This window comes from Rhizobium sp. 3T7 (assembly GCF_020166565.1).
Lineage (GTDB): Bacteria > Pseudomonadota > Alphaproteobacteria > Rhizobiales > Rhizobiaceae > Rhizobium.
In genome coordinates this window covers 1-24,644 of the sequence record NZ_JAIQXS010000038.1, presented here as the reverse complement: position 1 = coordinate 24,644, position 24,644 = coordinate 1, and the positions used below count along the sequence as shown (strand labels likewise).

Below are 24,644 nucleotides of genomic sequence, written 5' to 3'. Positions count from 1 at the left end.
CGCAATCTCGCGGGCGGCCGCATACACATAGCTAAGGTCGGCGTGACCATCGCCACGGCGCGACGGCGTGCCGACGGCGATGAAGACGACGTCCGCGTTCGCAACCGATGTCACCAGCTCTTTCGAAAAATCCAGGCGACCGGCGTTGCGGTTATGTTCGATGATATTATCGAGACCGGGTTCGAAAATCGGAACCTTGCCAGCCTCCAGGGCATCAATCTTTGCGGCGGACTTGTCGACACAGGTGACATGATGGCCAAAATCGGCGAGGCAGGCACCGGAAACAAGGCCGACATAGCCCGAGCCAATCATCACAATACGCATACGACCTCACATTTCCGGGTTTTAAGCTCGCTGGCTTTGAACACACCCATTCGCAAATGACATGACCAGTCTGCGTCTTCGGGGCGAATGCTTAAGCTGCCCTTACGCGTAGACCCTGAAATAATCGACGCGCATATGAGTGATCCTGTCCGCGTCCTGCAAAGGCTGCGGAAACCGGACGTCGGTCCTCAATGCAAGCGTTAAGAGCGGCCAGAACACATCGAATTCCTCGTCCAGTCGTGCGGAACGCGTGATTGGCCAATCAGCGGGTTTTCCCGTCTTCCTGTCGATGACGGGCTTTCGATTGAAGTATGGAACGCATCGCGTGTCATCGACCAGCATGCCGTAGCGGCAATACCCTGTCGTCATGTCGACAGGCGTTTCAACGCCGGTGCTTCGCCCACCCTCGTCTGGCCCTCCCCATTCATGAAGGTAGGTCCCGTAGACGGTGGGCTCCCATCCCTTATGCTCCACTATGTCGAGCTCAATGCTGGTCCTCGGTTCCAAGATGCTTCGGCCGTTCAGCATCCAGAATGCCGGCCAGGTCAATGGATGACGCGGAAAGAGCATGCGCGTCTCGAAATAGCCCTTGCGCCATCCCTTGAGGACGACACCATCCTTTCTCGCGGTCTGAAGATTTCCGGAAATCCACTGAAATTCGGGCAGCGTGTTTCCGTAATATTTGCGAACGTTCATCACGCGCCCGATATATTTCGCGGATATCTGCAGCGCCTTGCCATCTTCTGCCGCCGGATCGTCGACGACGGAATATGGATTGAAACCCTCCTCGCCGTGCCTGGTGGCGAATGCCGATCGACCATAAAAGCCGGTGCCGTCTGTCGTCGCCTTCGGACCGGCATCCCAGACTGACCAATCGAGTGAATTGAAGGCGTCTTCAAAGACGACCTTTCGTCCGACGGTCGGATCGTCAGAAGCAGGCGCCGTGGCAGAGGCACTCTGGCCCTGGAGGGCCAGGAAGGCAGCAGAGGCATGTAGAAAGCCGCGCCGTGATAAAGAAGGCAGCATGCACGTTCTCCTTGCCGACGATTGACCTTATGCGAGCTCACTTGCGGCGGTCCGCAGGGCCTCGGCATGGATTTCCACCACGCGCTCAGGGCTGTACCTGTCGATGAAGGTCTTTCGAAAATCAGAGTGTGACTGCTCGAGCGAAAGGGTGTCGCAGTAATATACCATCGCATCGACAAGAGCCCGTCCACCGCTCACCGGGACAAGGCGCCCAAGCCGGGGATCAACGAGGATATCGCTCGGTCCGAATTCGCAGTCGGTCGAAATGACCGGCAAACCAAACCGCAAGGCTTCGCAGATCGCAAGCGACCACCCTTCCCACCGCGAGGTCGAGACGTATACGTCGCTGGTTGCAAGGGCCGGCTGCGGGTTGATCGGGTAATGTTCGATACTGACGGAAGCATCGAGCCCAAGTCTCGATATTTCGGCGCGCAGGTTCGCCTCGCCGATGCCATATCCGACGATCCTCAGCCTGACATTCGGTCGGATCTCGACGAGTTTAGAAAACGCCTGAAGCAGGATATCCTGCCCCTTTTGAAAGGCAAAGCGACCGACATTGACAAATGTCACGGTTCCAGGCGAAGCGTCGGAAGACGGCGTTTCGGACAGATCAAAAGCCCGCACAGGGTTGGGGACCCAGACCTGCGGTACCTTGCTGTTGAACATCTCCTTGAAGGAGTCGAGCTGTCTCGGCGAAGTTCCGAAAATATAAGACACCCTTGAGAGGAAATAGATGCGCATCAGGAAGAAGAGGACCTTCGCCTTGAAATGGCTGCGCTCGCGCTTTGGATTTCCGTGCAAATGAACGGCAAATCGACGGTTTAATCCGATACAGGCCGCCATGCAGATGACTGTCGGCTCAATTTGCGGGACGACAACCAGACTGTAGTCCTTTGACTTGATCACGCTTCGGAAAATCCGCATCAAGTCCAGGCGCCCGCGAGCTACGCGATCGATGACGTTGTAACCACGCGCCTCCGTCGGCCGATTCTTGTGAACCGAGGTGTAGAGCACGTCGACCTCGAAATCGTCGGAAAATCGATCGGCGAGCATCGTGCAGACCGCATCGACGACCCGCTCTATTCCGGCAAACGCACTGGTTCCCGGCTGGATGTAGAGGATCTTCATGCGACGTCGGGATTGATCGCGAAATGGCAGGCCGCCTTGCATTTCCATTCGTCCTCCGGACCAAAAGGCAACAGGGCTCGATGTGCCGGCACGCGCGCACCGGACGCAAAAAAGACAAGCATTCAATCATCTGCAAATCGCATCGAATGCGATCAGTATAGGGCGAGCGGATCCAGCGAAGCTCCCAGCAAAATCACTGCAGGTGATATCCAGGATGCCACGGCAAATACCGATGAAACTACTACTTGGCTCGCCCCGAAATACTTCGGGACGCGTAGAGGCACGGTCGTTTCGACCATCTATGCTGCAACGCCCACAAGGTTATTTCTATGGACGTCTTGCACTGCACTTGGTATGCTGCTTTGCAACATAATCTGAGTAGAGAAGGTTTGCAAGATGTTAAAAGTCCAGCCGCTTCTCAGCATCATAATCACTTGCTACAACTACGAAATGTACATTTCTGAATGTATCAGAAGTGTTCTTTCGCAAGACTATGACAATCTCGAAATAATAGTGGTCGACGACGGATCGACGGACCGCTCCTGGGACAGGATCCAGGAATTCGGGGATCAAATCACTGCCGTGCGGACAGAAAATCGCGGGCAATTGAAGACATCATTAAATGGTCTGTCATTGTCGCATGGTGACTTCGTCTACTTCCTTGATGCCGACGACGTTCTTGGTGAAGGCACGTTAGCCGAAATTGCTCCTTATCTGCGCCCGGACGTTTCCAAGATACAGTTCATGCTTCTGCCAATCGACAAGGATGGCAAGCCGATCGGCAATGCATTTCCCACTCTTCAGCCTTCAGACGATTCCGAACCACTGATCCGATCGATACGTGAAAGAGGCTACTACAACACGCCGCCGACCTCTGGAAACATCTACAGGCGTGACGTCTACGAAGGCCTTGGGGAAATGACCTATGAGCGCGGCATCGACGGTGTGTCTTATCTACTTGCTCCCTTCGTCGGCAAGGTCATCTCGATTCCGAAGACGCTTGGCAAATACAGGATCCACAACGCCAACCAGTCGTCCTTTTCCGTACTGACGTCAAAACGGATGAAAGGCTACGTCGACCGGTTCATGGGACGTCTTTATCATCTTGCAGAACTCGTCCAGGCACGCTGTGCTTCAACCGCTACGGTCGAAGTCCGCAGTGACTACGCCTACGTCATGGAACTGAATACGATGAGCCTCGTCGTTGACGGCAAGCGGCCAGGTGTTGGCCAGATCGCAGCTTACATCGGCGCCTTGATGCGCGAAAACACCGGCAAGAAGCGATTTGCGCTTTGCCTTTTTGCCGTTGCACTCTTTGTGCTTCCAAACGGCATGGCGCAGCAGTTGGCGGCCATCCGGATTGATCCGTCGCGCTCCAGCCAGATGCGGGCGCGCCTGAAACAGGCCCTTTCCGTCTCGCGATAAGGTGAGGCGTCACGTCGCCAAGGCAACTGCCTTGCCGCGTGGCATCGCCGAGTAATAGACCTCGAGCGTCTCCCGGGCGACGCGTTCGATCGTCAGGCGTTCGATGCGAAACTGACTTTTCTGTCGCCAGTCGGCAATCCGTTCCGGTGCTTCCAGCAGGTGGCCAAGCATCCTGGCGAGAGCTGCCGGATCCCGGGGCGGCACAAGAAGCCCGGCCTCGCCGTCCTCGAGCAGCTGGGGAATTCCGTCGACAGACGAACCAATAACCGCGCAACCTGCTTCGCGCGCCTCAGATAACACGAGCGGTGCCGGGTCGGCATGGGAAGGAAGGACGAAGATGTCTGCCCCTAGCATGTAGGGGTATGGATCCCTTGTCGATCCGACGAATGTGATCTGTGACGCGCTTTCCAATGCTGCGGCCCTGGCCTTGTATTCCTCGCGAAACGGGCCATCGCCGACAATATAGAGATGGGCTGTCGGAAAGGACCTGTGTACGGTTTCAAACGCGTCAAAAAGGTCCGGGAGACCTTTGCGTGGATGAAGACCACCGACAAACAGGATACTTGGTGAGTGAAGCGGCTTTGGCTCTTCACTGCGCCCTTCCGATCGGCTTGATCCGATCGTGCCGTTCAACACCACCTTCAATTTCGACTGGGGAATGCCACGGCGGCGCATCGAGGCGCCGACCACATCGCTGACCGCGATTACGCGTGTTCCCAACCCCATCAGCGTTGCGCTCTTTTCGAACTCGTTGTGAACTGTCGTAATGAGTGGGACGCGTCGTAACTTGCAGACCGGGAAGGCAATCACCGCGCTTGTCATCATGTGCGCATGAACGATGTCGATGTCGTACTTCTTGATATAGGAACTCAGGCGAGACAGCGCCCTTAAGAGGCTCGGGATCTTCCGCTGGTGACCGATAAACAGCGTTTCGATGCCCTTTGCCTTCAAGAGTGTGTCGAAATCTCCTCCTTCACTTGCGAGATAGACCTGATGTCCTAGTTTAATCTGCGCGCAGGCGAGATCCACCGCTGCGTGCACATGCCCGTTCAAGCGCCGGGTATGATTGAGGATATGCAGAACTCGCATCGTCGACCTCTCGTCATCTGGTGCCAATGCCTACCGCCTTTCGGGTACATTCGACGGCAAGCCATTTGCGGTATTCAAGGCGTCGCGATCGCGGTCTCCACATCGATGGTGGAAACCCGGGCGGTCGGCTGATAATTGAAGCCGCCCTGCCGCCCGATCGATTCTATTCCAAAGCTCTTTAATCGCGCGATCGCCTGTGCTGCATTTTGTGCAGCTCCCTTGCTGTAGATTGGATAGGCGTTTGTCAGGACCTGGCTGCCCTCAAGCTTGAGGTCGCCACGAAACAACCCATTTGCGCAGGCGTGATAGCGGAAATCAGCTTCTGCCTGTTCGCTCGACGTGACCGTGCCGGCAATGACCTCGACTGCAAAATACTCGCGCTCGGCAACGCGCCCGTAAAAGTCCGAATAAACGGTCAAACGCTTCCACGAGCCCTCGTGCGAGAAGTTATAAATGATTGCCTGGGGAAACCCGCGCTCGCCAGCAAAGCTGAAGTACAGACTTATAAGCGTGATGGTCTTCAATGCGGAGGTTTGTCCGTTGCCGCATATCCGTTCGGCAACGCTAATCGGCACCGTGGAAACAATCCTGTTCCCGGCAAGGCTCTCATCGTCGAGTAACAGCTCGTAACCGCAAGCTGTCTTGTGAAGCTGACGCGCTTCAGCCGACAGCTTGAAGACAACGCCACAGCTTTCGAGCCTCGACACGGCTGCGCCATAAAGCGCACCAAAGCCTTCCCGCGGACGTGCCATCTGGCGATTTTTCGGCCCGGTCGTTCCCTTGCGCTTCAGCAAGCGGCGCAAAAGATTGATGAGCGAAGCATATTCGGCGATCCAGAGCATGCGCTTGCGCGCGAGATCAAGATCGATCTCTTCTGCATTGATACCGTAGAAGCGCCGCATGTAGGTTCCAAGCCCCGACCGGTGCAGGAGATAGGCGCCGATCCAGTAACGCGCAAAGTCTCTCGCATTCGCCATCCGGCGACAGAATATGCGCGCGTAAAGGACCGAGGCGAAAATCCGGATCACGCCAATTGGACCCGCCCCGAGAATGTCGTCGCGTATCGAAATCGGATAGACGGTGATCTTTCCCTGCGGGTTTAGCCGCCCCCAGGACGGTTTGATCGGCACATAATGTTCAAGAAGCTCCGGGAAGTGCCGAAGCAAAGGGGAATCGTCCTGAAAGATCAAACTGCCGACGTCGAACGTGTAGCCTTCGGCCGAAGACCAGTCCATGTGGTTTCCGCCGACGTGATCGTATTCGTCAACGACGACGACACGGTTCCCCTCAGCCGAAAAGATCGACGCCGCGACGAGGCCCGAAATGCCGGCACCAAGCACGATAACATCAAATTGCTGCACTGCGGACATGCGTGAGGAATGATGGCTTACGTCATCCATTGGTCGCCCCCGAACTGTCCTCCCAGTAGAACAAGACAGTATAACGCAATTAAAAAAGAGTCGACATCTCAAGCACAACGTCTACAGAACAATAGGCACGTGAGTAGTTTTTGCAACGCTTCTGCACTGCAAAATAAAATATAATTTTGCACTTGATGTACATCAAATAATGCGGCAGACTTTTTGCGGTTGCGAATTCAGGGAAACAGCCTTGCTGCAGTGCATTCACTGCGACAACACTGTCGAAGGCAGGGCTGATCGACGGCAAAGGGTTCTCCAGTGCTGCGGCAAAGCCTCGCCCATCTCCTTCACGGTCCATTGGACGGCATAGATCTAATCTCAACAGACGTGTTCGACACCTTGCTGTTGCGCCAGCCGCGATCGCAAAGATCGCGCGTAATGCAGGCCGAGCAGCGCTTTGCTCGCTTGCTGCGGGACGAGGGAACTTTAATCAGTGCGGAGCATCTGTTTCGAACCCGGCAACTGGCTGAGCGGTTTGCCTATCGCGCGCTCAACGTCGGCGGCGGTGCTGGAGAAGTCCGGCTCGTCGACATCATCCAGCGCCAGCTCGCCATGCTTGGCCTGCCCGAACGACTGATCGAGCAGCGCATCTCACTGGAGATGGCGATTGAAAAGATTTCGCTGTGCGCAAACGAAAAGCTCGCCAAGGTATTGCGCCTGCATCGCCAGACCGGCATTCGCATCGTCGCCGTTTCCGATACGGCACTGCCGAGACGCCAACTCGTGGAATTGATCAACTACTTTCACGGTCCGGGTCTGATCGATAACGTCTATTCAAGCGCCGACATGGGAGAGAGCAAGCGATTTGGCAGGCTGTTTTCACGCGTTCTCGAAGAAGAAGGCGTTGCAGCGTCGCGCTTGCTGCATCTTGGTGATGATTTTCTTGCCGACTGCGCCGTGCCGAGAACCATGGGCATCCATGCCCTGCATCTTCCCAAGGGGCGCCTGAGGCGGTTTGCCACACGCGCCGACGGTGCCCGGGCCGAAGCCATGCGCGGCGTTCGCAAGGGGGTCATGAGACCATCGGGCCGAATGCCTGAACTGGCTGATCGCGCAGCCTTCGGGCGGGAAGTGTTCGGCCCAATTGTTGCGCAGTTTTGCCTTTATATATGGCTCTATGCCAGGGAAGCGGAAACGCAGGGAAATGCCGCGTTGCTGTTTTGCGCACGCGGCGGCATCGGCATCAGGGAAGCCTTCGAAAAGCTGGTCGCCAAGCTTAACCTTCCGCTTGAACTCCGTCGCGAAAACATCCTCATCTCGCGCCTGGTGGCGGCGCGCGCAGCACTCATGCAGCAAAGCCCCGCCGTCCTCGATGAACTTGGCCGGGAGTTTAAGAAGAACACCTTTGCCGATGTCGCCAATGCACTTGGCGGCTCAACGTATGAACTTTCCGGTCCTTGGCAACTTCCCTTCGACCCAAGCCACTTCTTTGCGATGATCGACACCCCTGAAGGTCGTGTGGTGCTCGACGACATTGCGAGACAGAACGAGCTGTTCGAGCGCCATCTGGAGCAGATTGCCGGTGATGTCTCGCGTATCATTCTCTGTGACACTGGTCTTTACGGGAGCACGCAGCGTCTTGTTGCTGCCGGGCTGCCCGAACGGACATTCGAAACCATCCAGTTTGCAAGGTGCAACTACAAGGGCCTTAGCGAGGATCACTTCCCACAGGTGACGGGATTGGTCGTCGAGGAAGACCTCTATAACCCGCTGAGAATCGAGACGGTCATCCTGCGCTACTGGCAGATTATCGAGAGCCTGTTTGAACCTGCAATTCCCTCCGTTCGGCATTTGAGTGAATCTGGCGATGGAACGGTCTACAGCAATGCCGGCAAGATCGCTTATGGCGAGCTTGATCCTGCAGATGGAAATCTACTGCTTGCGGGCGTCCTGCAATACATTGATCGGGTCGGAAATGGCGCCGAGATCATGTCGGACGCCGACCTTGCCTGGGGGCGGCTTAAGCAAGCGATCACCAATCCTCGGGCCTTCGATATGATGGCACTGGGTGTCGGGGCCCGCTCCGTCGATTTTGGCCGTCCGGAAAGCGTCTATGTACTGAAGCAATCAGGCGCCCCGGATCTTGCGAAAAAGCTGACAGCCGTCAAATCGCAGCTTTGGCGAGAAGGCGCAATTGCGCGCGACTTTCCATTCCTGAAGACCGCACTCTTACCTGCCCTGGAGATGGCGCACATTGTAAGGGGAGTGTCGGCACGCCTCAAATAGCCGAACTACGACATGGAGGAACGTTGTAGGATCGGTTGCCGGATCAATCCGGCTCCAAGCAGACATCACGCGGGAGGATGACTGAGTGCAAGGGCGCGCGAAAACCCCGCGGCCTTTCACAAGAATATGCGTCGCGGTCGTTCGCCGCGACGTGGCTGGAGCTCAGGATTTCGGAGTGGGACATGCTTGCGGTTAAGGCAATCAAGGGAGCCGGTTGGCTCGTCTTCTCGCGCTTTGTCGGACGAATAATCGACTTCTTCACCCTGCTTGTTCTTGCTCGCATTCTGACGCCTGCCGATTTTGGACTTGCTGCACTAGCCACATCGCTGGTGATGGTTGTCGACACCATGCTTGAGGTTCCCGTGACCCAGGCCCTCCTGCGTCTTCCGACCATCGACAAAAGCCATCTGGATACCGGTTTTACGGTTGGCCTCATGCGCGGCGTCGTGATTGGAACCATCGTTTTGGCAGCCGCCTGGCCCTATTCGTGGATCAATCACGACAGCCACCTTGTTCTCCTCGTTGCCGTCCTTGCCCTTGGGCCTATTTCGAGAGGACTAACCAGTCCGGCGATGGTCAATTTCGCGCGGCAGCTCGGATTTCGTCAGACGTTTATTCTGGAAGCATCCGGCAAGCTGACTGCGGCCATCATCGCGATGCTCGTGGTCCTGAGTGGTGGAGCATACTGGGCCATCGTTGCCAACTTCGTGATCGCCTCCTTTGCGTCAACGGTTGCCTCCTACATTCTTGCTCCTTACCGTCCTGCCATTTCCCTGGCGCGCCTGCCTGACTTTGCCGGCTTCATCGGCTGGTTCTCGTCGGCCCAACTGGTCTCAGCGCTCAACTGGCAGTTCGATCGGTTCCTGATCGGCGCGCTTGCGGACCGTCCAACGCTTGGACGCTATGCAGTGGCGAGCGACGTTGCAGTCATTCCCACACAAAGCCTGATTGGCCCGGCGCTGCAGCCTGTCATGGCCGCATTCTCGCAGATTAACGCAGATCGCGCGCGCGTACGCCAGGCCTTCTTGAAGGCGACGCGCTTTGCCATGTTGATCTCAGCGCCCGCCTGCGTGGGGATATCTTTGACGGCAGACCTTGTGACCGACCTCCTGCTCGGCGCCAAATGGGAGCATGCAGCACCCCTACTCAGCCTGCTTGCCCTCGCTGTGGCGCCAATCCCCTACTTCCAGACGCTTTCATCGGTTAGCGTTGCACTCGACCGACCGCATGTGATCTTCCGTTTAAATGCAGTCGATCTCTGTTTCCGCGTGCTTCTGATTTCGATCGGGTTTTATCTGGGTTCGGTCACCGGTGTGAGCATCGCGAGAATTGCTCTGTCGACGCTCATGTTCGCCTTCTACCTCAATGAGGCCCGCCGAATGCTCGACCTTGGGATTCTGGATCAACTGCAAAACCTCTGGAAGGTGGCAGCCGCCGTCATCGCAATGGCGATTGTCCTCTGGCTTTTGCGGGACGAATTGGCCGGGCGAAACTATCCGCATGTGGTGGAGCTCGCATTTGTTATTGCCGCTGGGGCAGCAGCCTACGCAGGTGCCCTGTTGCTGCTTGGCGTGAGGCTGATTGCAGGTGGAGGCCGGCTTGAGCTCATTGATCGATGAGTGTTCACCGAGGTGGTTCCTGGTTGTGTTTGGCCGAGCGATTTGCTCAGTCTAACTCATCCTTGAGGCGAACCAGGACGTCGAGCAACGAAGGAACAGGTCTTCTCTGGTTTTTCGGCCCGCGACACTGCAGTTGCCAGCCGCGGCGGAAAGGCGCCCTCTGCTCATCGACGCAGGAGCGAAGAAGAGTCGTCGGATGCATGCCGTCCTTCTTGCGCGTACGTATTCTTTCAGCCCCAACTGCCAGTGTCAGCTCCCAATGGCACTCGCCACTCGGACCTTCCAGGCGGGTCCTGAAGCCCCCGCGCTGCGGGCTCGGCGGATAAACACGGAACGGGCCAACACCTGACCAAAGTCTGCACGCAAACTTTGGTCAGTTGCCACGTGCCCGGTTAATGACCGTTCCGACCACATTGGCACCAGCGCGACGCAGGAGCTGAACGGACTCCGAAACCTCCTCGATCGTCGTTTGGCCAGCGCGCGCGACAACGAGAACGGCGTCCGCGTAGCTTGCAAGCGCAAGCGCATCCATGGAATGGCGAAGTGCCGGAAGATCAAGAAGCACGTCGCCGCGTGCGCGTGCTGCTTCAAAGATCCGTCGCACACGGGGATTGCGAAAATCGGTGAACAAATTTGCGTTCGCATCTCGGGAATGGATGGGCAGTACAGCGACCCCACCGACATCCTCGAAGGACAACTGCTCAGGCATCAGCCCCGCAAATGCGGCACCAGCCAAAGAGACAGCCGGCAGATTATCAGCGCTTGCGCGTGTATCCTCGCCGTCAGCAGCCTTGAACAACGTCACCTGCCGACCGCCGCGGCTGATGAGCTGCGCGAGGCTGGCGCACAATGTCGAGACACCAGCACCGGGCGTCCAGCCGACAACGGCAATCACGATGCTTTTTTCATTTCGAAGGCTCGTGCAGGCAATCTCGACCGACGTACGCAAATCACGAATGGCGGCAACGAATTTTTGCTGCTGCGGGCTCGTGATGTGCAACGGAACACCCTCGGCGCCAGGAACATCCGGGACCGAGCCCAGGCAGCGAACCTCCATCTCTCGAGCTAGGTCTTTGGCGCTGCGAACGCGGCGATCAAGGGCCATTCGCACAACGACAACGCCGAATCCGACCAGCAGTCCGAGCACACCGCCCAGCGCGATGATGAGAGATTCCCGTGGAGCTGATGGTCCTAGCGGTGGAAGTGCCGCCCCGATGATACGGGCATCCGCATCAGGCGTTGCAATCGCTGGCAGCGAACCTGCATGCATTGCTTCGCGCGCTGCATCGACCTGCCTTGCAAGCGAGTCCAGTCGGCCCTGCAATGCTTCGGTGCCAGCGCGCGCAATCTGCTCCTTGAAGGCCACCGTCTGATAAATGTAACCCGAGACCGCTGCGTTGGCGACGCGGGCCGGCAGCTTCGGATTCGAGGACGAATACTCGATTTCGATGACGAAGGATTGTCCGACACGACGTGCGTTCAGGCGAGACATGAAGTTCAGGAAGGCCGCCCGGTCTGCCTCGTCGGCTTGTTCAATCGTGGTGCTTGCCCTTCCAGGCTCTGTCCAATTGGCTTTTGCGCTATCGGCACCCTGCCGCCCTTGGAACACTGGCAATCCACTCAGCAACCTCGCGAGCAAGCCTGGCTGCCTACGGCCAAGCTCCTGGTCGTCCTTTAGGTTCAGGCTTTCAAACACCGCTGACAGCAGGCGCTCCGATTTTATGGTCTGAAGCTCACTGTCAGCGCGATTAAGATCCAGCGTCTGCTGAGCACCTAATTCGCCAGAGATGGCCGACTGGCGTGGTTCAAGTAGAAGCGTTGCCGTTGCCTGATAGGTTGGCGGCAATGAATGGGCGTAGAGCGCGGCAAGGATGAGACCGGCTGCGCTGCAGGCCGAAAGCGCAATCCTGTGACGTGTGCCGAGATCAATCAACGCGCGCAACAGGGCGATTGGCCCATCGCCGGCCACATCGGATTGTGTCTCGTTCACCCGCCACAGCCTCGAGGTGACATCAATAGGGCGGGGTCTGTTGAACATCATTCGTGCTCCTAGGGTTCAAGAGGTTTTGGTGGCAGTCTTTGGCGTCGCGATCACAGCGGCGCGTTCCGGCTCGAGCCTGCCACGAAGAGCGTCAAAGGCCGCCAAAAGGTTGCCGCGGGCTCTACCGCGCCGGTCGATGAAGGGTTCGGGCCAGACGGCACGGCTAAAATTGCTGGCGGTGTTGCGGAAGATATGGTCCACGACCTTGGGGAGGCTCATCGTGCCCTTGGTCATCATGTAGAGCGGGTTGATAACTTGCGAATATCCCAGCCGTTCGCCGCTAACCCTTCCGCTCTTCACGCCCATATGGACGCCAAAGGCGAGAGCCGATTTGACGAGCCGGCCGCCGCCCTTGGCAAGTGCCGCTGCAAAGTCACGGTCCTCCAGCCACCCGTATAGGACCAGACGCTCGTCGAAGCGGACGTCGCCAATTGCAGAAAAACGGAAGGCCATGTTGCAGCCATAAGGGCTGAACGGTTCCGACCACGTGGCGTCGGCCTCCCCCGCCTCGACCAGATCAACCGCGTCTTGAAACGAAATACCCGGTCCCTTGATGCCATCGGCAAGGACGTGGCCTGTAAAGCCCACAATCTGGCTTTCGTCACGAAATGTCTGTATTGCGCTGGCGAGCCAGTTCTTATCAGCGATGAAATCATCATCGAAGAATGCGACAGCTTCGGTTCCTGGTCTCACGTGTTTCAGCGCGGTGTTGCGTTGTGCGGCAAGCCCGGGAGGACCCGTGATGATTGTCACGTCTGGATGGCCTGCCAGATCGCCAGCATCTGAAGCATCGACACACGAAACAATCACTGCATCCGGCTTCAGGCTCTGTGTCGCCAGGAGATGCCGCACGCTCGCACTGACGATACCGGGACGTCCGCGGGTTGCGAAGATGACGCTGATATGCGGCGAACTCGGATCGACCGATCTGTGGCTGCGGACCTCGGCCCTTGGGTTTTCGAGGAGCTCGATATAACCCGCTGCTGTTTTCTCCCAGGAGAATTGGCCAACCCGCTCGCGTCCTTTCTCCACCAATTCTTCTCGAAGCTGCACGGATGCGTGAAGCAAGCCTATGCGCTCGATCCACTCGACCGGTTCAAGAGGAGAAGCGACCAGGGTCGCGTCTCCACAAACCTCCGGCATGCTCGCACAATGCGACGAAACGACAGGACAGGATCTTGCCATTGCCTCCACGATCGGCAGTCCGAAACCTTCCGTCAGCGAAGGAAATGCAAGACAAAGCGCGCGGTCGAAGAGATAGGCAAGGTCGTGGTCGGACACACGCCCGAGAAAATGGACATTCGGCTGACGTTTGAGGGTTTGCTCGGCAAATATGCCATCGCCCCCACCAGCAATGACGACATCAAGGCTCATCTCATCAAGCTGGGGCGCGATGTCAATCAAGAGCGACAGGTTCTTGTGACGCGCACGCGATCCGAGAGCCAGGACAAACGGTCGGCGCGGCCTTCCCGAGGCCATCATCTTCGGGGCTACTTCGGCAAGCGATGCATCCCAAAGCAGCGCGTGCTCGTGTCCGTTTGGAAGAACGGCAATCTCAGACAAGCGGATTGGCAGGTGACGCGCGATCTGTCGCGCGGCCGCATGGGACACGGTCGCAACGCGTAGAGACCGTCGCACCAGCAATGGCTGGAGAGTGTGGTAAAGGGCACGAAACGATCGGCTGTAACTCTGCGGTGCGGCAAAAATGTTTGCATCGTGGATGCATACGATCTGCTCGATCTTTGCCGCCGGCCCCGTGTTGCAGAGATTGAGGAGCCTGCGATTGCCACTGAGAAACGGCAGCTCGATCTGCTCCCAGGCATGACCGTTCAGCTGGCCACCTTGTTCAACTCGCATGCGCCGCAACGACAGCTCCGGCGTTTTGACCGGCGCGATCACAACTGATCCGCCCGACTGTGCAAAATCGTCCATCGCATTGACGACATTATGCGCGTATCGCTGGACGCCCGTTATGTCATGCGTGAGAAATCGGCCATTGATTGCGAATTCGCTTGCGCTCATTCAGAAATCTCCTGGCGACCGCGACGTGTCGCGGTACCGATTGAAAGCATCAAATCACTGCACGCTTCTTGATTGCCGCCGCGTAAAATCAGGGCATAGCCAGCCGCACCTGCCTTTTGAGCATGCGCCACAATGCTGAGATCAAGTGGAGGGGCGCGATACCGCGCCGCTTAAGGTTTTAATAGCTGCCGCGCGAGCGCAGGACAGCCGGAATTGTCTTCAGCATGATCGACAGGTCGCCAAGAACACTTTGTTCTTCGACATAGCGAACGTCGAGTTGAACGCGGTCTTTATAGCTCGTGTCACTTCGTCCACTGACCTGCCACAGGCCTGTTACACCGGGACGAACCCTGATGTAGTCGGCGTAGTGAATGCCGTAGAGTTCCGCCTCGCTTGCAACGATCGGCCGCGGTCCGACAAGGCTCATCTGGCCGCGAATGACGTTGAAGAGCTGTGGAATTTCGTCAACGCTGCTTTTGCGCAAAAGTGCGCCAAGCGGAGTGACACGGGGATCGTCTCTGAGCTTGCGCGTTGCGTTCCATTCCGCCCTGAGCGAAGGATTCGCCGCCAGATGCCGGCTCAATACCTCGTCTGCATTTTTTACCATTGTCCTGAACTTCAAGCAGGGGAACATGACGCCGTGCCTGCCGATCCGCCGGTGAGCGATGAATATCGGTCGCCCCTGCAGGATTAATAGGACGGCGACGAGCATCAGTATCATCGGGGCCAGGACGACAAGGCCAATGCTCGCAATTGTTGTATCAATTGCGTATTTCAAACCGTCCATCACAGAGGAACGGTTTTCATGTCCGAAGATATCGGACCTTCGGGAGGTCGCTCTGCGAGAGTGCAGTGGCGCCTTGTTGAACCTGTCGAAATTTCGACCGAGATCAATTTCCCTCATCTGCGGACTCCCCTCGTAAACAACTTAGACTTCGGGCATGTGCAGACAATGCCGTCATGGCATGCACAAGAAAGCTAACAAGTATTAAACGATTTGACAATAATTTTATTGCGCTGCACTATATAACTGTGCAGCGCGGGAAATGGACATCACTTGTTGATCATATTTCTGTCTTAACTGCCTAATATAGTTGCCGATAGTCTGATTTTTAATCGAGAAATCGGCAAGAACTGCGCCCGCAATGCACGCCACGATAATTCCGATTGTTCTATCTCGAGGACTTGGCGTGCGAGTAGCAATTATTCATTACTGGCTGGTCGGAATGCGCGGCGGCGAGAAGGTTCTCGAAGCACTGTGCGATATATTTCCCACAGCCGACATCTACACACATGTTTGTGATCTTGCGGCGATTTCCGACAAGATCAAACAGCACAAGATACAGACGACGTTCATCGGCGGCCTGCCTTATGCAAAACGGATGTACAAGCGCTACCTGCCGTTGATGCCAATGGCACTCGAGCAGATCGATCTCGGCGCCTACGACCTTGTTATCAGCAGCGAGTCGGGACCAGCCAAAGGCATCATACCGACATCGCCGGCCTTGCATCTTTGCTATTGCCATTCCCCGATGCGCTACATCTGGAACATGTACAACAAATACTACGACAGTTCCGGCCTGATGACGCGAATGATGATGCCGCCAATGGCGCACTATCTCAGGACATGGGATGTCGCGACCGCCAATCGCGTCGATGATTTTATCGCCAATTCGACAACCGTCGCCCAACGGATCAAGAGTTATTATCGCCGGGAGGCAACCGTCATTCATCCTCCCGTCGACACCACAGCGTTTCGCCCGGTCCCAGCCTCTGACGTCGAGGACTACTATCTCATGGTCGGAGAGCTCGTCAGTTACAAGCGACCCGATCTGGCCGTCGAAGCCTTTAATCGGATGAAAGCCAAGCTGGTTGTCATCGGTGGTGGCGAAATGCTCTACCACCTCAAGAAAATCGCTGGTCCGACCGTCTCCATCCTGGGCGCACAGTCTTTCGACGCGCTTAGGCATCACTACGCCCGCTGCAAGGGCCTAATCTTCCCCGGCGAAGAGGACTTTGGGATCGTACCCGTCGAGGCGATGGCGAGCGGACGACCGGTCATCGCCTTTGGCCGGGGTGGGGCAACGGAGACTGTCGTCAACAACAAGACCGGCGTTTTCTTTCAGACCCAGACGGTCGAGGCACTGATTGATGCCGTCGAGCGAATGGAACGTCTCGATTTCAACCCAGCGGACGCCGTGTCTCGCGCGGCCGATTTCCGACGGGACGTCTTTGTGGATCGCTTCCGGACCTATGTTGCGCGGGCAACTGGCGCCACACTGGCGGTATCGGCCTAAACGTACCGACGAATTGCCAAGATAATTTCAACTGGAGCAACAGGATGCGGCTTTCCTCCTTACGCGAAGTGGTCCGAGGACGCGGTCTTTCGGACAAAAGCAATGAAAGGCCGGACCGCAAGGCAGCAGTTTCTGCGGCATTTTTGGCGATTGCCATTGGAGCTGGTGCGGCCCATGCCGGTGAGGAATATGCGCCCGGGCCGCAGGACACCTTGAAGGTCCGCGTTTACGAGTGGCGCCCAAGTACGGGCACCGCATTCGAATGGGCCCCTTTGACGGGAGATTTCGTCGTCTCTTCCGCGGGCAACCTATCGCTGCCGATCATCGGCAATGTCCCGGTGGCAGGCAAGACACTCGAGCAGATATCGGAAACGATTGGAGAGCGCCTCCAAAACGAGGTCGGCTTGCAGAAGCGGCCAAGTGCTTCGGTCGAAATCTCTTCATATCGCCCGCTTTTCGTGACCGGGCTGGTGGCAAGCCCTGGCAAGTATAATTACAGCCCCGGCCTCACCGTCGTACAGGCGCTCAGCATGGCGGGCGGGATCGGTTCGACCGATGCCAGCACGATCAGCCTGCAGCGCGACGCGCTGTCGAGCAAGGGCCAAGTGCGGGAACTGGAAGCCGAACGACTTGGCCTTGTCGCACGACAGGCGCGCGTCGATGCGGTTTTAAAGGGAGCCTCATCCGTCGTCTTTCCCCAAGAGCTCACGTCGAGGGTGAACGAACCGCGATTCTCGAAAATGATGGAGGAGGAACAGTCCCTCTTTGAGACCCGCGAGCGCTCGATGATGACAGAGATCGACGCGCTGAACCGGGCCAAAGTACTCGCCAACAATCAGATCGACGCGCTGAAGGAGAAAGCGGCCTCGCTTGCAAAACAGATCGATCTGGCAAGCAAGGATCTGAACACGGTCAACAAGCTTGTCTCACAAGGGCTGACACTGTCGACCCGCCAGCTCGGCGCCAACCAGACTGTCGCTGAACTCGAAAGTCGCAATCTTGACGTTTCGCTGGCCACGCTGAAGACCGAGCAGGATCTTGCCAAGGTCGATCAGGATATTGCCGACGTCCACAATCGCTATCGTGTCAACGCGCTGACGGAGGCAGCCGAACTGCGCGACAGGTTTGCTTCAAACACCGAAAAGACCAAGACGGCAGTCGATCAGCTAAAGAACCTTGAGGTCCGCGCCCCCTCCGCAATGGCCTCTCTGGCAGAGGAAAAGGCTCCCTACACCTTCCTGATGACGGTCAACCGGATCATTGACGGCACTATGCAAACGCTTGTCGTGGGCGACAACGATCCCGTCATGCCCGGTGACATGATCAGAGTTCAGCAGCGGGAAGAGCCAACGGTTACCTCGTCGGACGTCAGCAGCAATTGACCTGCTGGTTGTTGCCGCTCTGGGACACCGCAATTTGAACTTGCCTCACCAGAGGAGATACACGATTATATCCGGTTAGGGGGATTTCGATTGGGAGGTCGGAGCAACCGATGGGCTGGGCGCTTGTAATCTCATTTCTGATCGGCGCTGTCTGCGCGTTGCGCGTGCCGGTCTTGATCTTCACGCTGATTGTTCTTGTCGTGATGATCGCCTACGCGGGTGTCAGCTACTCTGCCGGCAGCCCGCTTCTGAACGCGTTTGCCTGGGGCTTTGTGTTCGCTGTGGTGCTCGAAGCAGGCTATGTTTTTGCCCACGTGGTTCTGCATGCGTTCTACGCGCGGCGAGCCAGCGACACTGAAAAGCGGGCGCCGCAACAGGCACAATCGAAATATCCTGCCGACTAGCCCACCGATTTGGCAAGCAGGCATCGAACGCACTGCTCCCGCCGGGTGTTCCAGCAAGGCGATCCAACCACGATCACGGAGAGGACATCAGGCGTAATCCGCATTCTCGGTGAGCATTCCCATCAAGATCGTGATATGCCCCTCCCAAGAACGTCGGGCCTTGAGCGGAGGCGTTTGATCTTGATCGCATGGCCACAGGCGGGCCCCTATACTGGTCTGCTTTGCCCGGCGAAGTCGGATTGCGCGCCTGTCCTGGCCTCCTTCGCCAAACGGGCGAGGGCGAGCTGCTCGGCCTTTGCCATCCCGAATTTCAGCCTGTATCCCGCGCCCTTGAGGCGCTCGCTTGAAAAGCGCATGCGCCATAGCGGATTCCTGATTGGTAGTGTGTGGAAGCGCAGGAAATCGTGGAGCCAGTCGATGAGCCATGGGGCACTGACGACACGATAGCGACGGTCACCACTTGCCGCGAAGGCCTTGCGCATGAAATCGATGTGACGCGGCATGTCGCGATCGTCTTCTGCCAGATTGTATATGTCGACCTGCCCGGCTTCGCCCCTGCCCGCCAGTCCCTGTTCGATCGCCCAGATGAGCGCATCGGAAACATCGCCGACATAGATGTGATGGGAGTGGCGATGTGAAGCGAGCATGCGCTTGAAAAGGCTCCAGTCGCGCACGCCAATGATCTGGCCGATGTCAACAACAACGGCTGGCCTCAGCACCACGCAACGCATCTGGTTGGCGACGCGCATGAGCGCCCTCTCTCCGGCAAGCTTCGTGCGGCCATATTCGCGGACATAGTCCAGCGCCCAGTATTCCGAGGCGACGTCTCGATCGATGGATAGAACGGGCGAGCTCTCCGAAATTTCGGCCGATCGACCACTGCCGTAAACAGCAATTGAGCTCGTGTAGCAGAAGGCCTTTACGCCTTTGTCCTCGGCAGCACGTGCCAGGCGTCCGCTCCCGCCTTCGTTGAGCGCCCTCATGCGATCCTTCTTTCCCATTTCGGCCGCCAGGTGGATCACGCCGCTGCAGCCTTCGACGAGCCAACCAAGATCCCCATCGCTGGCAAGATCTACCTTGCGCCATTCAAGCCTTTGGTCGTCGGATTCGGGCGTGCGCGAGGTCGTCGCTCTCACCCGATAGCCGCGTTCAAGCAAGTCGGTCACAACAAAGCGGCCAATCCGGCCTGTTGCGCCGGTTACGAGAATGGTTTCACCCGGCATGAGCCATCACCTCCGCAAGAAACGGGCGCTTTAACCTGTCTTTCAAATGGTCGGCGAGACGAATTGCCATGGCGACGATCATCTGCGTCGGATTGCAATGGCCAGCTGTCGGGAACACCGAGCTGCCAGATACAAAAAGGCCTTCGACGCCGTGTACCTGACAATCGACGTCGACAACCCCTTTGGCAGGATCGCCAGACATGCGCGTTGTTCCCGTCGGATGAGCGACGTCCACGAAGCTTGCGGGGATTGGTGCCTTGTCGCGTACCCAGTCGGCCAGAACAGGCTCCGGAAACCCTATCCTGGAAAGTTCGGATGCGACGAGTTCGCCCATACGGTGCATCGTGCGGGCCTCGTCCGGGTGGCTACGCCAGTCGACCTTCGGCAGGCGCATGCCGAAGCGATCCCGGCGATCCGAGAGGCTTATGCGGCTGTCTTCATCAGGCATCTGCTCACACATGCAATCCAGCGTGAGCGCCTGCAGCTTGCGCGGCAGGCCATTTCGCGCTCCGAAATAGTCGACAGCCCCCTGCACCATCAAAGGGGCGTTGCGCGCAACAGAGACGACATCGGCTGGCAGCCGAGGTTTTCTAGCGGCCAGGCGCCGCAATGCGTCCCAGGGGTCGTCTGGCGCAAGGACCTCTCCGAGCCAGCCTGCGCAATTGAGCAGGCGCTCTTGTCGCTGAATTTCCGGGCTCAATCTGAGACCCGCACGGAAGAAACGGCCGCGAACATTGTAGCGGCCGAACCTGCGTCGGAGCGCCTCCGAACCGGACAGGGCGAAGAACGCCGTTGGACCACGAAGATGGTCCATCAGGTAGCGGCCGACCCGGTCATGATCATTGCCGAGCCCTTTGCGATCTTGCTCATGAGAATTGAGAAGGATGCGGGCATTCTCGATGCCTCCAGCGCAGAGCACGACCGAGCGGGCGACAAGGTTATGCTTTCGTCCGTCTCCTGTGGCAAACTCAAGCCCACGCGTTTTGGTGCGCTTGTCGTTTGCCTGCACCCGCAGCGCGGTCGCGCCCGTCACGAGTGTGACATTGGGGCCGAGGTGTTTGGCGATGTGCCGCCCAAACCGCATGTACTCGAATGGATAGGTTTCCGCGTCGTCCCTGCTGAACTGCCAGAAGAAGGGCAGCAGGAGGTTGGCTGCGACCTCTCTCTTCGGCGCATTGCGTCCTGCGATCGACCAGAAGCGTTGGTCACTGTAGCCGCTGCCAAGCACAAGTCCGAGATGGCCCGCGCTGCGATCCATGTACGGGTCGAGTTCCTGCATGGTGATCGGCCATCCCGAATTCTCAACCCACTCGCGCTGCTCGAAATCGATGGCGTCGAAGGGACCGCACCGACCGCCCCAGGTATGTGAGCTGCCGCCAAGGATGCGATTTCGCACCGACCATTGGTCACGGACCCGCGGGCGCCCGATGTTCTCGATATCATTCAGCGCGTCAGTTTCTGGATCACGGCTCTCACCGCCGCTCTCAAGAAGCACAACACTCAGTCCTGAATTGGAGAGCTCGCGCGCTAACGTCGCACCGGCCGGTCCGGACCCAACAATGCATAGGTCGCAACGAAGCAACGGGACAATTGTTTCGTTGGGCTGCAGATCGAGAATTGGCATGGCCCATCACCTCCTGCGGTGCACAAATTTGCCAGAGCGTTGTCGGCCTTCTCCAGCGATTGGCCGGCCCGATTGCCGATATTGCTTGCGAAGGATTTTCGATGTCATTTCAATGAGCCTCGCCCGTCCAGAATTGAACCTCCTGCAACAAATAGGGTTAGCCCGATCTTCTAGGCACGGGCAGACCGCTTTGTTGGCGTAGCGGGAGCAACGGTGCCGTGGCCTCCGACATGACTTCCGGGCGGCTGGCAGCCAGACCCGCCAGAATGAAAAACAGGAGGCCAAGGTCGACCGTGGGACCGGCAACAACGGACCCCGCAAGGAGGCACAGGCAGCCGTTTCGGGCAGCACTCCTGACGTCGGCAACGAAACTTTTGGGAACGGCGCGACGTCCTGGGCCAAGGGCGGTAAGCGTAAACAGGAGAATAAAAAGTGCACCAGGGATGCCCACGTTCGACAGGACCGCGACCGGGAAGCTCGATGTCCGCGCAGTGCCCAATCCAGCCCCGAGCCCGTAGGTGTCGAAAAAGTTCTGAAGGCCGCTCGTGTTCCAAGATCCGCGCGTTAGGGCTGAACTGGAGGTAGATTTGCTTAAAACAAGGAGGTCCACATAGCTATGAACGGCATCGAAGATTTGGTCCTGTAGGACAACGATCAGTCCGACAAGCAACGCTAAGACCGGGGCAAGAACTGCCACCGCGGCGCTGTTGCTACTGTCGGCTCCGACGCCACTGCGAAGCACGGCCGTAATATAAAAGATTGCCAGGCAGACCGGCGCCGCAACCAGCCCTGTAGACGACGTAGAGGCAACGATCAGAACCATCGAGATCATCGCCAGCGGGCCAGTCCAACGCGAATATCGTTGGCAAAGCCACATCGTTGAGGTGAATCCGAAAGCACCCAAGGTGGTTCCGGCAAATGCGGAGGCCTCCGGCCACGAACCTACGATGCGTTTGAAACCATTGACCTTGTCGTTGTCGTGAAAGGTATACTGCGCATTGCGGATGAACTGCAGCATATCCTGGCCGCCAATCGCGCCGGTAACGACGTCGATGAGCGCAAAAAGGACGTTGAATGCGGCATAGGCTATCAAGCCGATTGCGATCGTTCGGTAGCCGTCGATCGTCGACCCGACAGCCACGATCAGCATGAAGCAGACCAAATCTGCGGCGAGGTAAACCACTTGGGTCAGGTTGCTGGTGACAGGTCCGAGCGGGACCACGCCGCGGGTCAACGGGTGGTCAGACAAGCCAAGAGGGACAATCGTCGTTGCGTCGGCAAACAAACGCGGCAGAAAGTAGGCCGATAAGGTGCCATAAACGACAAGGCAGGCGAGCCAGAAGCCCGGACGGCCGAACTGTATGGCGTCAAGCAGTGGAGTGCTGGCCTGTCTATTGCGCATTGCAGCGAGCGCGAGAAACGCCAGGAACAGATGGGCTGGCTGAACACTCGAAGAACCGACAATGAATGCGGCCGCCGCTCCTAACAGGGTTAGCGTCACGAAGGCCTTGATTGTCGCGGCCTGACCGAGCGCCATGCAGTACAGGCCGAGCGCAATGGTAATGATGCCGATCGGTTCAACGCCCATTGCCAGCCACCCTCACCTGCCTTTGAGCAACTCTTGGTGGCTTGGCGATCGCTGCCCTGTCAGGCTTCCCTGCGATAAAGCTCTTGAGTTTGAGAGCATGCTTTTCGATGGCATGCCACGAAAACACGGCTAGCAGTATGGTAACCGGTAGCGCCAGCGCGATGTTGACGTACCATTCGCGATGTTGGGGAAAGAGATGGGCAACCGTCTGTTGAACCGGAAAAGCGTAGAGATAGATGCCGTAGGAATAATCCCCACTGGCAAGAAACGAATGCTTTGGCGGCCGTGTGAGGCCCATCGCAACCGTGACGTAGGCAATCGGAAAGGCGGCGAAGTACGGCGCGTAGGGCAGGTTCAGCATCACGAACGACACCCCAGCAGCAGCAATTGCACGAGGTGCCGTAACCTTGATGTGCTTGCGGCAGATAAACAGAAGAACACCAACCAGGAAGCTCAAGAGCAGGATGCGACCAGGCAAAGCCCCGTCCATTGGCAGTTCGGCAGCACCTCGCTGGAGGTCGCGGCCGATGACCGCAAGGTGTGCAAGCACGACAACACCAATCAGCAGCGCCGGTCGAAAGACGAGGCCAAGCACGGCAAGCACGGTCAATGCAACATAGCACTCCAGTTCATAGGGAATGGTCCACAGCGACACATTGACGGCGTGATAGTAGGGATTGTCGCGAAACAGGCCGGGCAGCAGATACTGAACATGGCCAACGATGTTGAGAAAATAGGACGAAAACTCCGGATCCGCGACGTAACTGGCCAGCGGCAACGTCGTAAAGACGGGTCCGAGAAGGAGCGCGCACAGCGTCACCTCCACAGCAAGTGCCGGTATGAGGCGAAGCGCTCGCAGGCCGAGGAAGCGGGCAACGTTGCGCGTCCGTGACAGACTGGCGCTGACAAGAAACCCGCTCAGAGCAAAAAAGGCTGGGAGAACGAATGTTATCAGACCGCGCAGCGGCGGCTGGAACAGGAAGACTTCGCCTTCTTTGCCATAGGAAACCGCAAAGCTGTGAATGCAAAGTACAGCGACCGCAAGCAGCACCCTAAGGTAGTCGAAGCCTGTGGTATATCCATTCGCAAACCGCTCTTCGATCGACATGGCATTACTCCCGTCGTTAGCGTTGCAGTAATAATGAATACTACGCTGCGGCGCACAATAGACGCGAACTCAGTATTTGCAAAGTCACATATTGCAATGCGGAAAAAATAAACTGCAAGGGCTAAACTTTTGAAGGATGGCGGAGCTGCGACATAATGGTTTGCACGCCCAGGAAGAACAGAGCATGCATGATTGAAATATACAATTGATTTAATTAGATTTTTTTGAAACATATAGAGTCCAACAATGCCGCGCGGCGAGAGAGCAAGAATGCTGCAATGCGCCATGCGCAGGTGCATAAAACGACAGAATCGTCGGATTGGCGGAGGTGACTGTGATTCATTTCTGTTGCAAAGTTATGGTAACCATGAAACCTTTGAGGCCGTTACTGGAAATAATCATGACGCGTTTCGTCCAATTGATGCGAGCTCCTGGCATCTACTTGCGGATGCTGGCTGCAACATTTGCGTTCGCATTGATCACATATCTGCATTATGGCTCGGTAACATTGACGCTATACTACAGCGTTATTTGCATATTTCTTATGCAGTTTGGCTATATAGGGGGCGTTCTATTCCTTATATGGCGGGAAAGGATACGGCGAAAGGAAGACTAGAGGTTGCGCAGAGAACATCGTTGTGTCGTTTCCGGAAGGAGGAGCCGGCCTTAGGACACACACATTGAAGGATTGATGTGT

At 57.2% G+C, this 24,644-nt stretch carries 18 protein-coding genes; 6 read left to right on the top strand and 12 right to left on the bottom strand.

The window, feature by feature from the left end:
• The 3 genes from K9B32_RS28305 to K9B32_RS28295 all read right to left on the bottom strand — a co-directional run.
• Positions 1–324: 2-dehydropantoate 2-reductase N-terminal domain-containing protein (locus K9B32_RS28305; protein ID WP_318013380.1), on the bottom strand; the 324-nt coding region annotated here is incomplete at its 3' end.
• 102 nt (positions 325–426) lie between these two features.
• Positions 427–1,350 (bottom strand): family 16 glycosylhydrolase, encoded by a 924-nt coding sequence (locus K9B32_RS28300; RefSeq protein ID WP_224568587.1) that lies wholly within the window; start codon positions 1,348–1,350, stop codon positions 427–429.
• 27 nt (positions 1,351–1,377) lie between these two features.
• Positions 1,378–2,526 (bottom strand): glycosyltransferase, encoded by a 1,149-nt coding sequence (locus K9B32_RS28295; protein ID WP_224568585.1) that lies wholly within the window; start codon positions 2,524–2,526, stop codon positions 1,378–1,380.
• A gap of 348 nt (positions 2,527–2,874) precedes the next feature.
• Here K9B32_RS28295 and K9B32_RS28290 point away from each other — a divergent pair, with 348 nt between their 5' ends.
• Positions 2,875–3,903, top strand: coding sequence for a glycosyltransferase family 2 protein (locus tag K9B32_RS28290; RefSeq protein ID WP_224568574.1), 1,029 nt, complete (start codon positions 2,875–2,877; stop codon positions 3,901–3,903).
• Between the two features lie 9 nt (positions 3,904–3,912).
• Here the strand turns inward: K9B32_RS28290 and K9B32_RS28285 are convergent, their stop codons facing one another.
• Positions 3,913–4,992 carry a glycosyltransferase family 4 protein gene (locus K9B32_RS28285; RefSeq protein WP_224568572.1) on the bottom strand — a complete coding sequence of 360 codons (1,080 nt, stop codon included), beginning with the start codon at positions 4,990–4,992 and terminating at the stop codon, positions 3,913–3,915.
• A 74-nt stretch (positions 4,993–5,066) separates the two neighbouring features.
• A complete protein-coding gene (locus K9B32_RS28280; RefSeq protein WP_224568562.1) occupies positions 5,067–6,392 on the bottom strand; it encodes an NAD(P)-binding protein in 1,326 nt (441 codons plus the stop codon).
• Between the two features lie 279 nt (positions 6,393–6,671).
• On the opposite strand from K9B32_RS28280, the gene K9B32_RS28275 reads away from it, so the two are divergent.
• Both K9B32_RS28275 and K9B32_RS28270 read left to right on the top strand, forming a co-directional pair.
• Complete coding sequence (locus K9B32_RS28275; RefSeq protein ID WP_224568560.1) at positions 6,672–8,639, top strand: hydrolase; 1,968 nt, start codon at positions 6,672–6,674, stop codon at positions 8,637–8,639.
• Between the two features lie 182 nt (positions 8,640–8,821).
• A complete protein-coding gene (locus tag K9B32_RS28270) occupies positions 8,822–10,258 on the top strand; it encodes an oligosaccharide flippase family protein (protein WP_224568558.1) in 1,437 nt (478 codons plus the stop codon).
• Between the two features lie 373 nt (positions 10,259–10,631).
• On the opposite strand, the gene K9B32_RS28265 is transcribed toward K9B32_RS28270, so the two are convergent.
• The 3 genes from K9B32_RS28265 to K9B32_RS28255 all read right to left on the bottom strand — a co-directional run bounded on the left by K9B32_RS28265 (position 10,632) and on the right by K9B32_RS28255 (position 15,225).
• Positions 10,632–12,299, bottom strand: coding sequence for a Wzz/FepE/Etk N-terminal domain-containing protein (locus tag K9B32_RS28265; protein WP_224568556.1), 1,668 nt, complete (start codon positions 12,297–12,299; stop codon positions 10,632–10,634).
• 15 nt (positions 12,300–12,314) lie between these two features.
• Positions 12,315–14,321 carry a glycosyltransferase gene (locus tag K9B32_RS28260; RefSeq protein ID WP_224568554.1) on the bottom strand — a complete coding sequence of 669 codons (2,007 nt, stop codon included), beginning with the start codon at positions 14,319–14,321 and terminating at the stop codon, positions 12,315–12,317.
• A 178-nt stretch (positions 14,322–14,499) separates the two neighbouring features.
• The gene (locus tag K9B32_RS28255) at positions 14,500–15,225 is read right to left on the bottom strand and encodes a sugar transferase (protein ID WP_224568552.1); all 726 of its coding nucleotides are present in this window, start codon (positions 15,223–15,225) and stop codon (positions 14,500–14,502) included.
• Positions 15,226–15,547: 322 nt separating this feature from the next.
• Here K9B32_RS28255 and K9B32_RS28250 point away from each other — a divergent pair, with 322 nt between their 5' ends.
• From K9B32_RS28250 to K9B32_RS28240, 3 genes are all read left to right on the top strand, one after another.
• A complete protein-coding gene (locus K9B32_RS28250; RefSeq protein WP_224568590.1) occupies positions 15,548–16,618 on the top strand; it encodes a glycosyltransferase in 1,071 nt (356 codons plus the stop codon).
• A gap of 44 nt (positions 16,619–16,662) precedes the next feature.
• Positions 16,663–18,000, top strand: a complete 1,338-nt coding sequence (locus K9B32_RS28245) for a polysaccharide biosynthesis/export family protein (RefSeq protein ID WP_224568550.1) — start codon at positions 16,663–16,665, stop codon at positions 17,998–18,000.
• A gap of 110 nt (positions 18,001–18,110) precedes the next feature.
• Positions 18,111–18,404, top strand: a complete 294-nt coding sequence (locus K9B32_RS28240) for a hypothetical protein (protein WP_224568548.1) — start codon at positions 18,111–18,113, stop codon at positions 18,402–18,404.
• A 206-nt stretch (positions 18,405–18,610) separates the two neighbouring features.
• On the opposite strand, the gene K9B32_RS28235 is transcribed toward K9B32_RS28240, so the two are convergent.
• The 4 genes from K9B32_RS28235 to K9B32_RS28220 all read right to left on the bottom strand — a co-directional run bounded on the left by K9B32_RS28235 (position 18,611) and on the right by K9B32_RS28220 (position 23,947).
• Positions 18,611–19,627 carry an NAD-dependent epimerase/dehydratase family protein gene (locus K9B32_RS28235; RefSeq protein WP_224568546.1) on the bottom strand — a complete coding sequence of 339 codons (1,017 nt, stop codon included), beginning with the start codon at positions 19,625–19,627 and terminating at the stop codon, positions 18,611–18,613.
• Complete coding sequence (locus tag K9B32_RS28230; protein ID WP_224568544.1) at positions 19,617–21,251, bottom strand: GMC oxidoreductase; 1,635 nt, start codon at positions 21,249–21,251, stop codon at positions 19,617–19,619. The genes K9B32_RS28235 and K9B32_RS28230 overlap by 11 nt, the downstream gene beginning before the upstream one ends.
• A 157-nt stretch (positions 21,252–21,408) precedes the next feature.
• A complete protein-coding gene (locus K9B32_RS28225) occupies positions 21,409–22,839 on the bottom strand; it encodes a hypothetical protein (RefSeq protein ID WP_224568542.1) in 1,431 nt (476 codons plus the stop codon).
• Positions 22,829–23,947, bottom strand: a complete 1,119-nt coding sequence (locus K9B32_RS28220; RefSeq protein WP_224568540.1) for an acyltransferase family protein — start codon at positions 23,945–23,947, stop codon at positions 22,829–22,831. The genes K9B32_RS28225 and K9B32_RS28220 overlap by 11 nt, the downstream gene beginning before the upstream one ends.
• Positions 23,948–24,644: the final 697 nt, after the last annotated feature.

What these genes read in the sequence shown, in the direction of transcription:
- K9B32_RS28220 (WP_224568540.1), bottom strand. Translation starts at nt 23,947, where the DNA reads ATGTCGATCGAAGAGCGGTTTGCGAATGGATATACCACAGGCTTCGAC.
- K9B32_RS28290 (WP_224568574.1), top strand. Translation starts at nt 2,875, where the DNA reads ATGTTAAAAGTCCAGCCGCTTCTCAGCATCATAATCACTTGCTACAAC.
- K9B32_RS28240 (WP_224568548.1), top strand. Translation starts at nt 18,111, where the DNA reads ATGGGCTGGGCGCTTGTAATCTCATTTCTGATCGGCGCTGTCTGCGCG.
- K9B32_RS28270 (WP_224568558.1), top strand. Translation starts at nt 8,822, where the DNA reads ATGCTTGCGGTTAAGGCAATCAAGGGAGCCGGTTGGCTCGTCTTCTCG.
- K9B32_RS28260 (WP_224568554.1), bottom strand. Translation starts at nt 14,321, where the DNA reads ATGAGCGCAAGCGAATTCGCAATCAATGGCCGATTTCTCACGCATGAC.
- K9B32_RS28255 (WP_224568552.1), bottom strand. Translation starts at nt 15,225, where the DNA reads ATGAGGGAAATTGATCTCGGTCGAAATTTCGACAGGTTCAACAAGGCG.
- K9B32_RS28300 (WP_224568587.1), bottom strand. Translation starts at nt 1,350, where the DNA reads ATGCTGCCTTCTTTATCACGGCGCGGCTTTCTACATGCCTCTGCTGCC.
- K9B32_RS28280 (WP_224568562.1), bottom strand. Translation starts at nt 6,392, where the DNA reads ATGGATGACGTAAGCCATCATTCCTCACGCATGTCCGCAGTGCAGCAA.
- K9B32_RS28225 (WP_224568542.1), bottom strand. Translation starts at nt 22,839, where the DNA reads ATGGGCGTTGAACCGATCGGCATCATTACCATTGCGCTCGGCCTGTAC.
- K9B32_RS28265 (WP_224568556.1), bottom strand. Translation starts at nt 12,299, where the DNA reads ATGATGTTCAACAGACCCCGCCCTATTGATGTCACCTCGAGGCTGTGG.
- K9B32_RS28235 (WP_224568546.1), bottom strand. Translation starts at nt 19,627, where the DNA reads ATGCCGGGTGAAACCATTCTCGTAACCGGCGCAACAGGCCGGATTGGC.
- K9B32_RS28245 (WP_224568550.1), top strand. Translation starts at nt 16,663, where the DNA reads ATGCGGCTTTCCTCCTTACGCGAAGTGGTCCGAGGACGCGGTCTTTCG.
- K9B32_RS28295 (WP_224568585.1), bottom strand. Translation starts at nt 2,526, where the DNA reads ATGGAAATGCAAGGCGGCCTGCCATTTCGCGATCAATCCCGACGTCGC.
- K9B32_RS28250 (WP_224568590.1), top strand. Translation starts at nt 15,548, where the DNA reads ATGCGCGGCGGCGAGAAGGTTCTCGAAGCACTGTGCGATATATTTCCC.
- K9B32_RS28285 (WP_224568572.1), bottom strand. Translation starts at nt 4,992, where the DNA reads ATGCGAGTTCTGCATATCCTCAATCATACCCGGCGCTTGAACGGGCAT.
- K9B32_RS28230 (WP_224568544.1), bottom strand. Translation starts at nt 21,251, where the DNA reads ATGCCAATTCTCGATCTGCAGCCCAACGAAACAATTGTCCCGTTGCTT.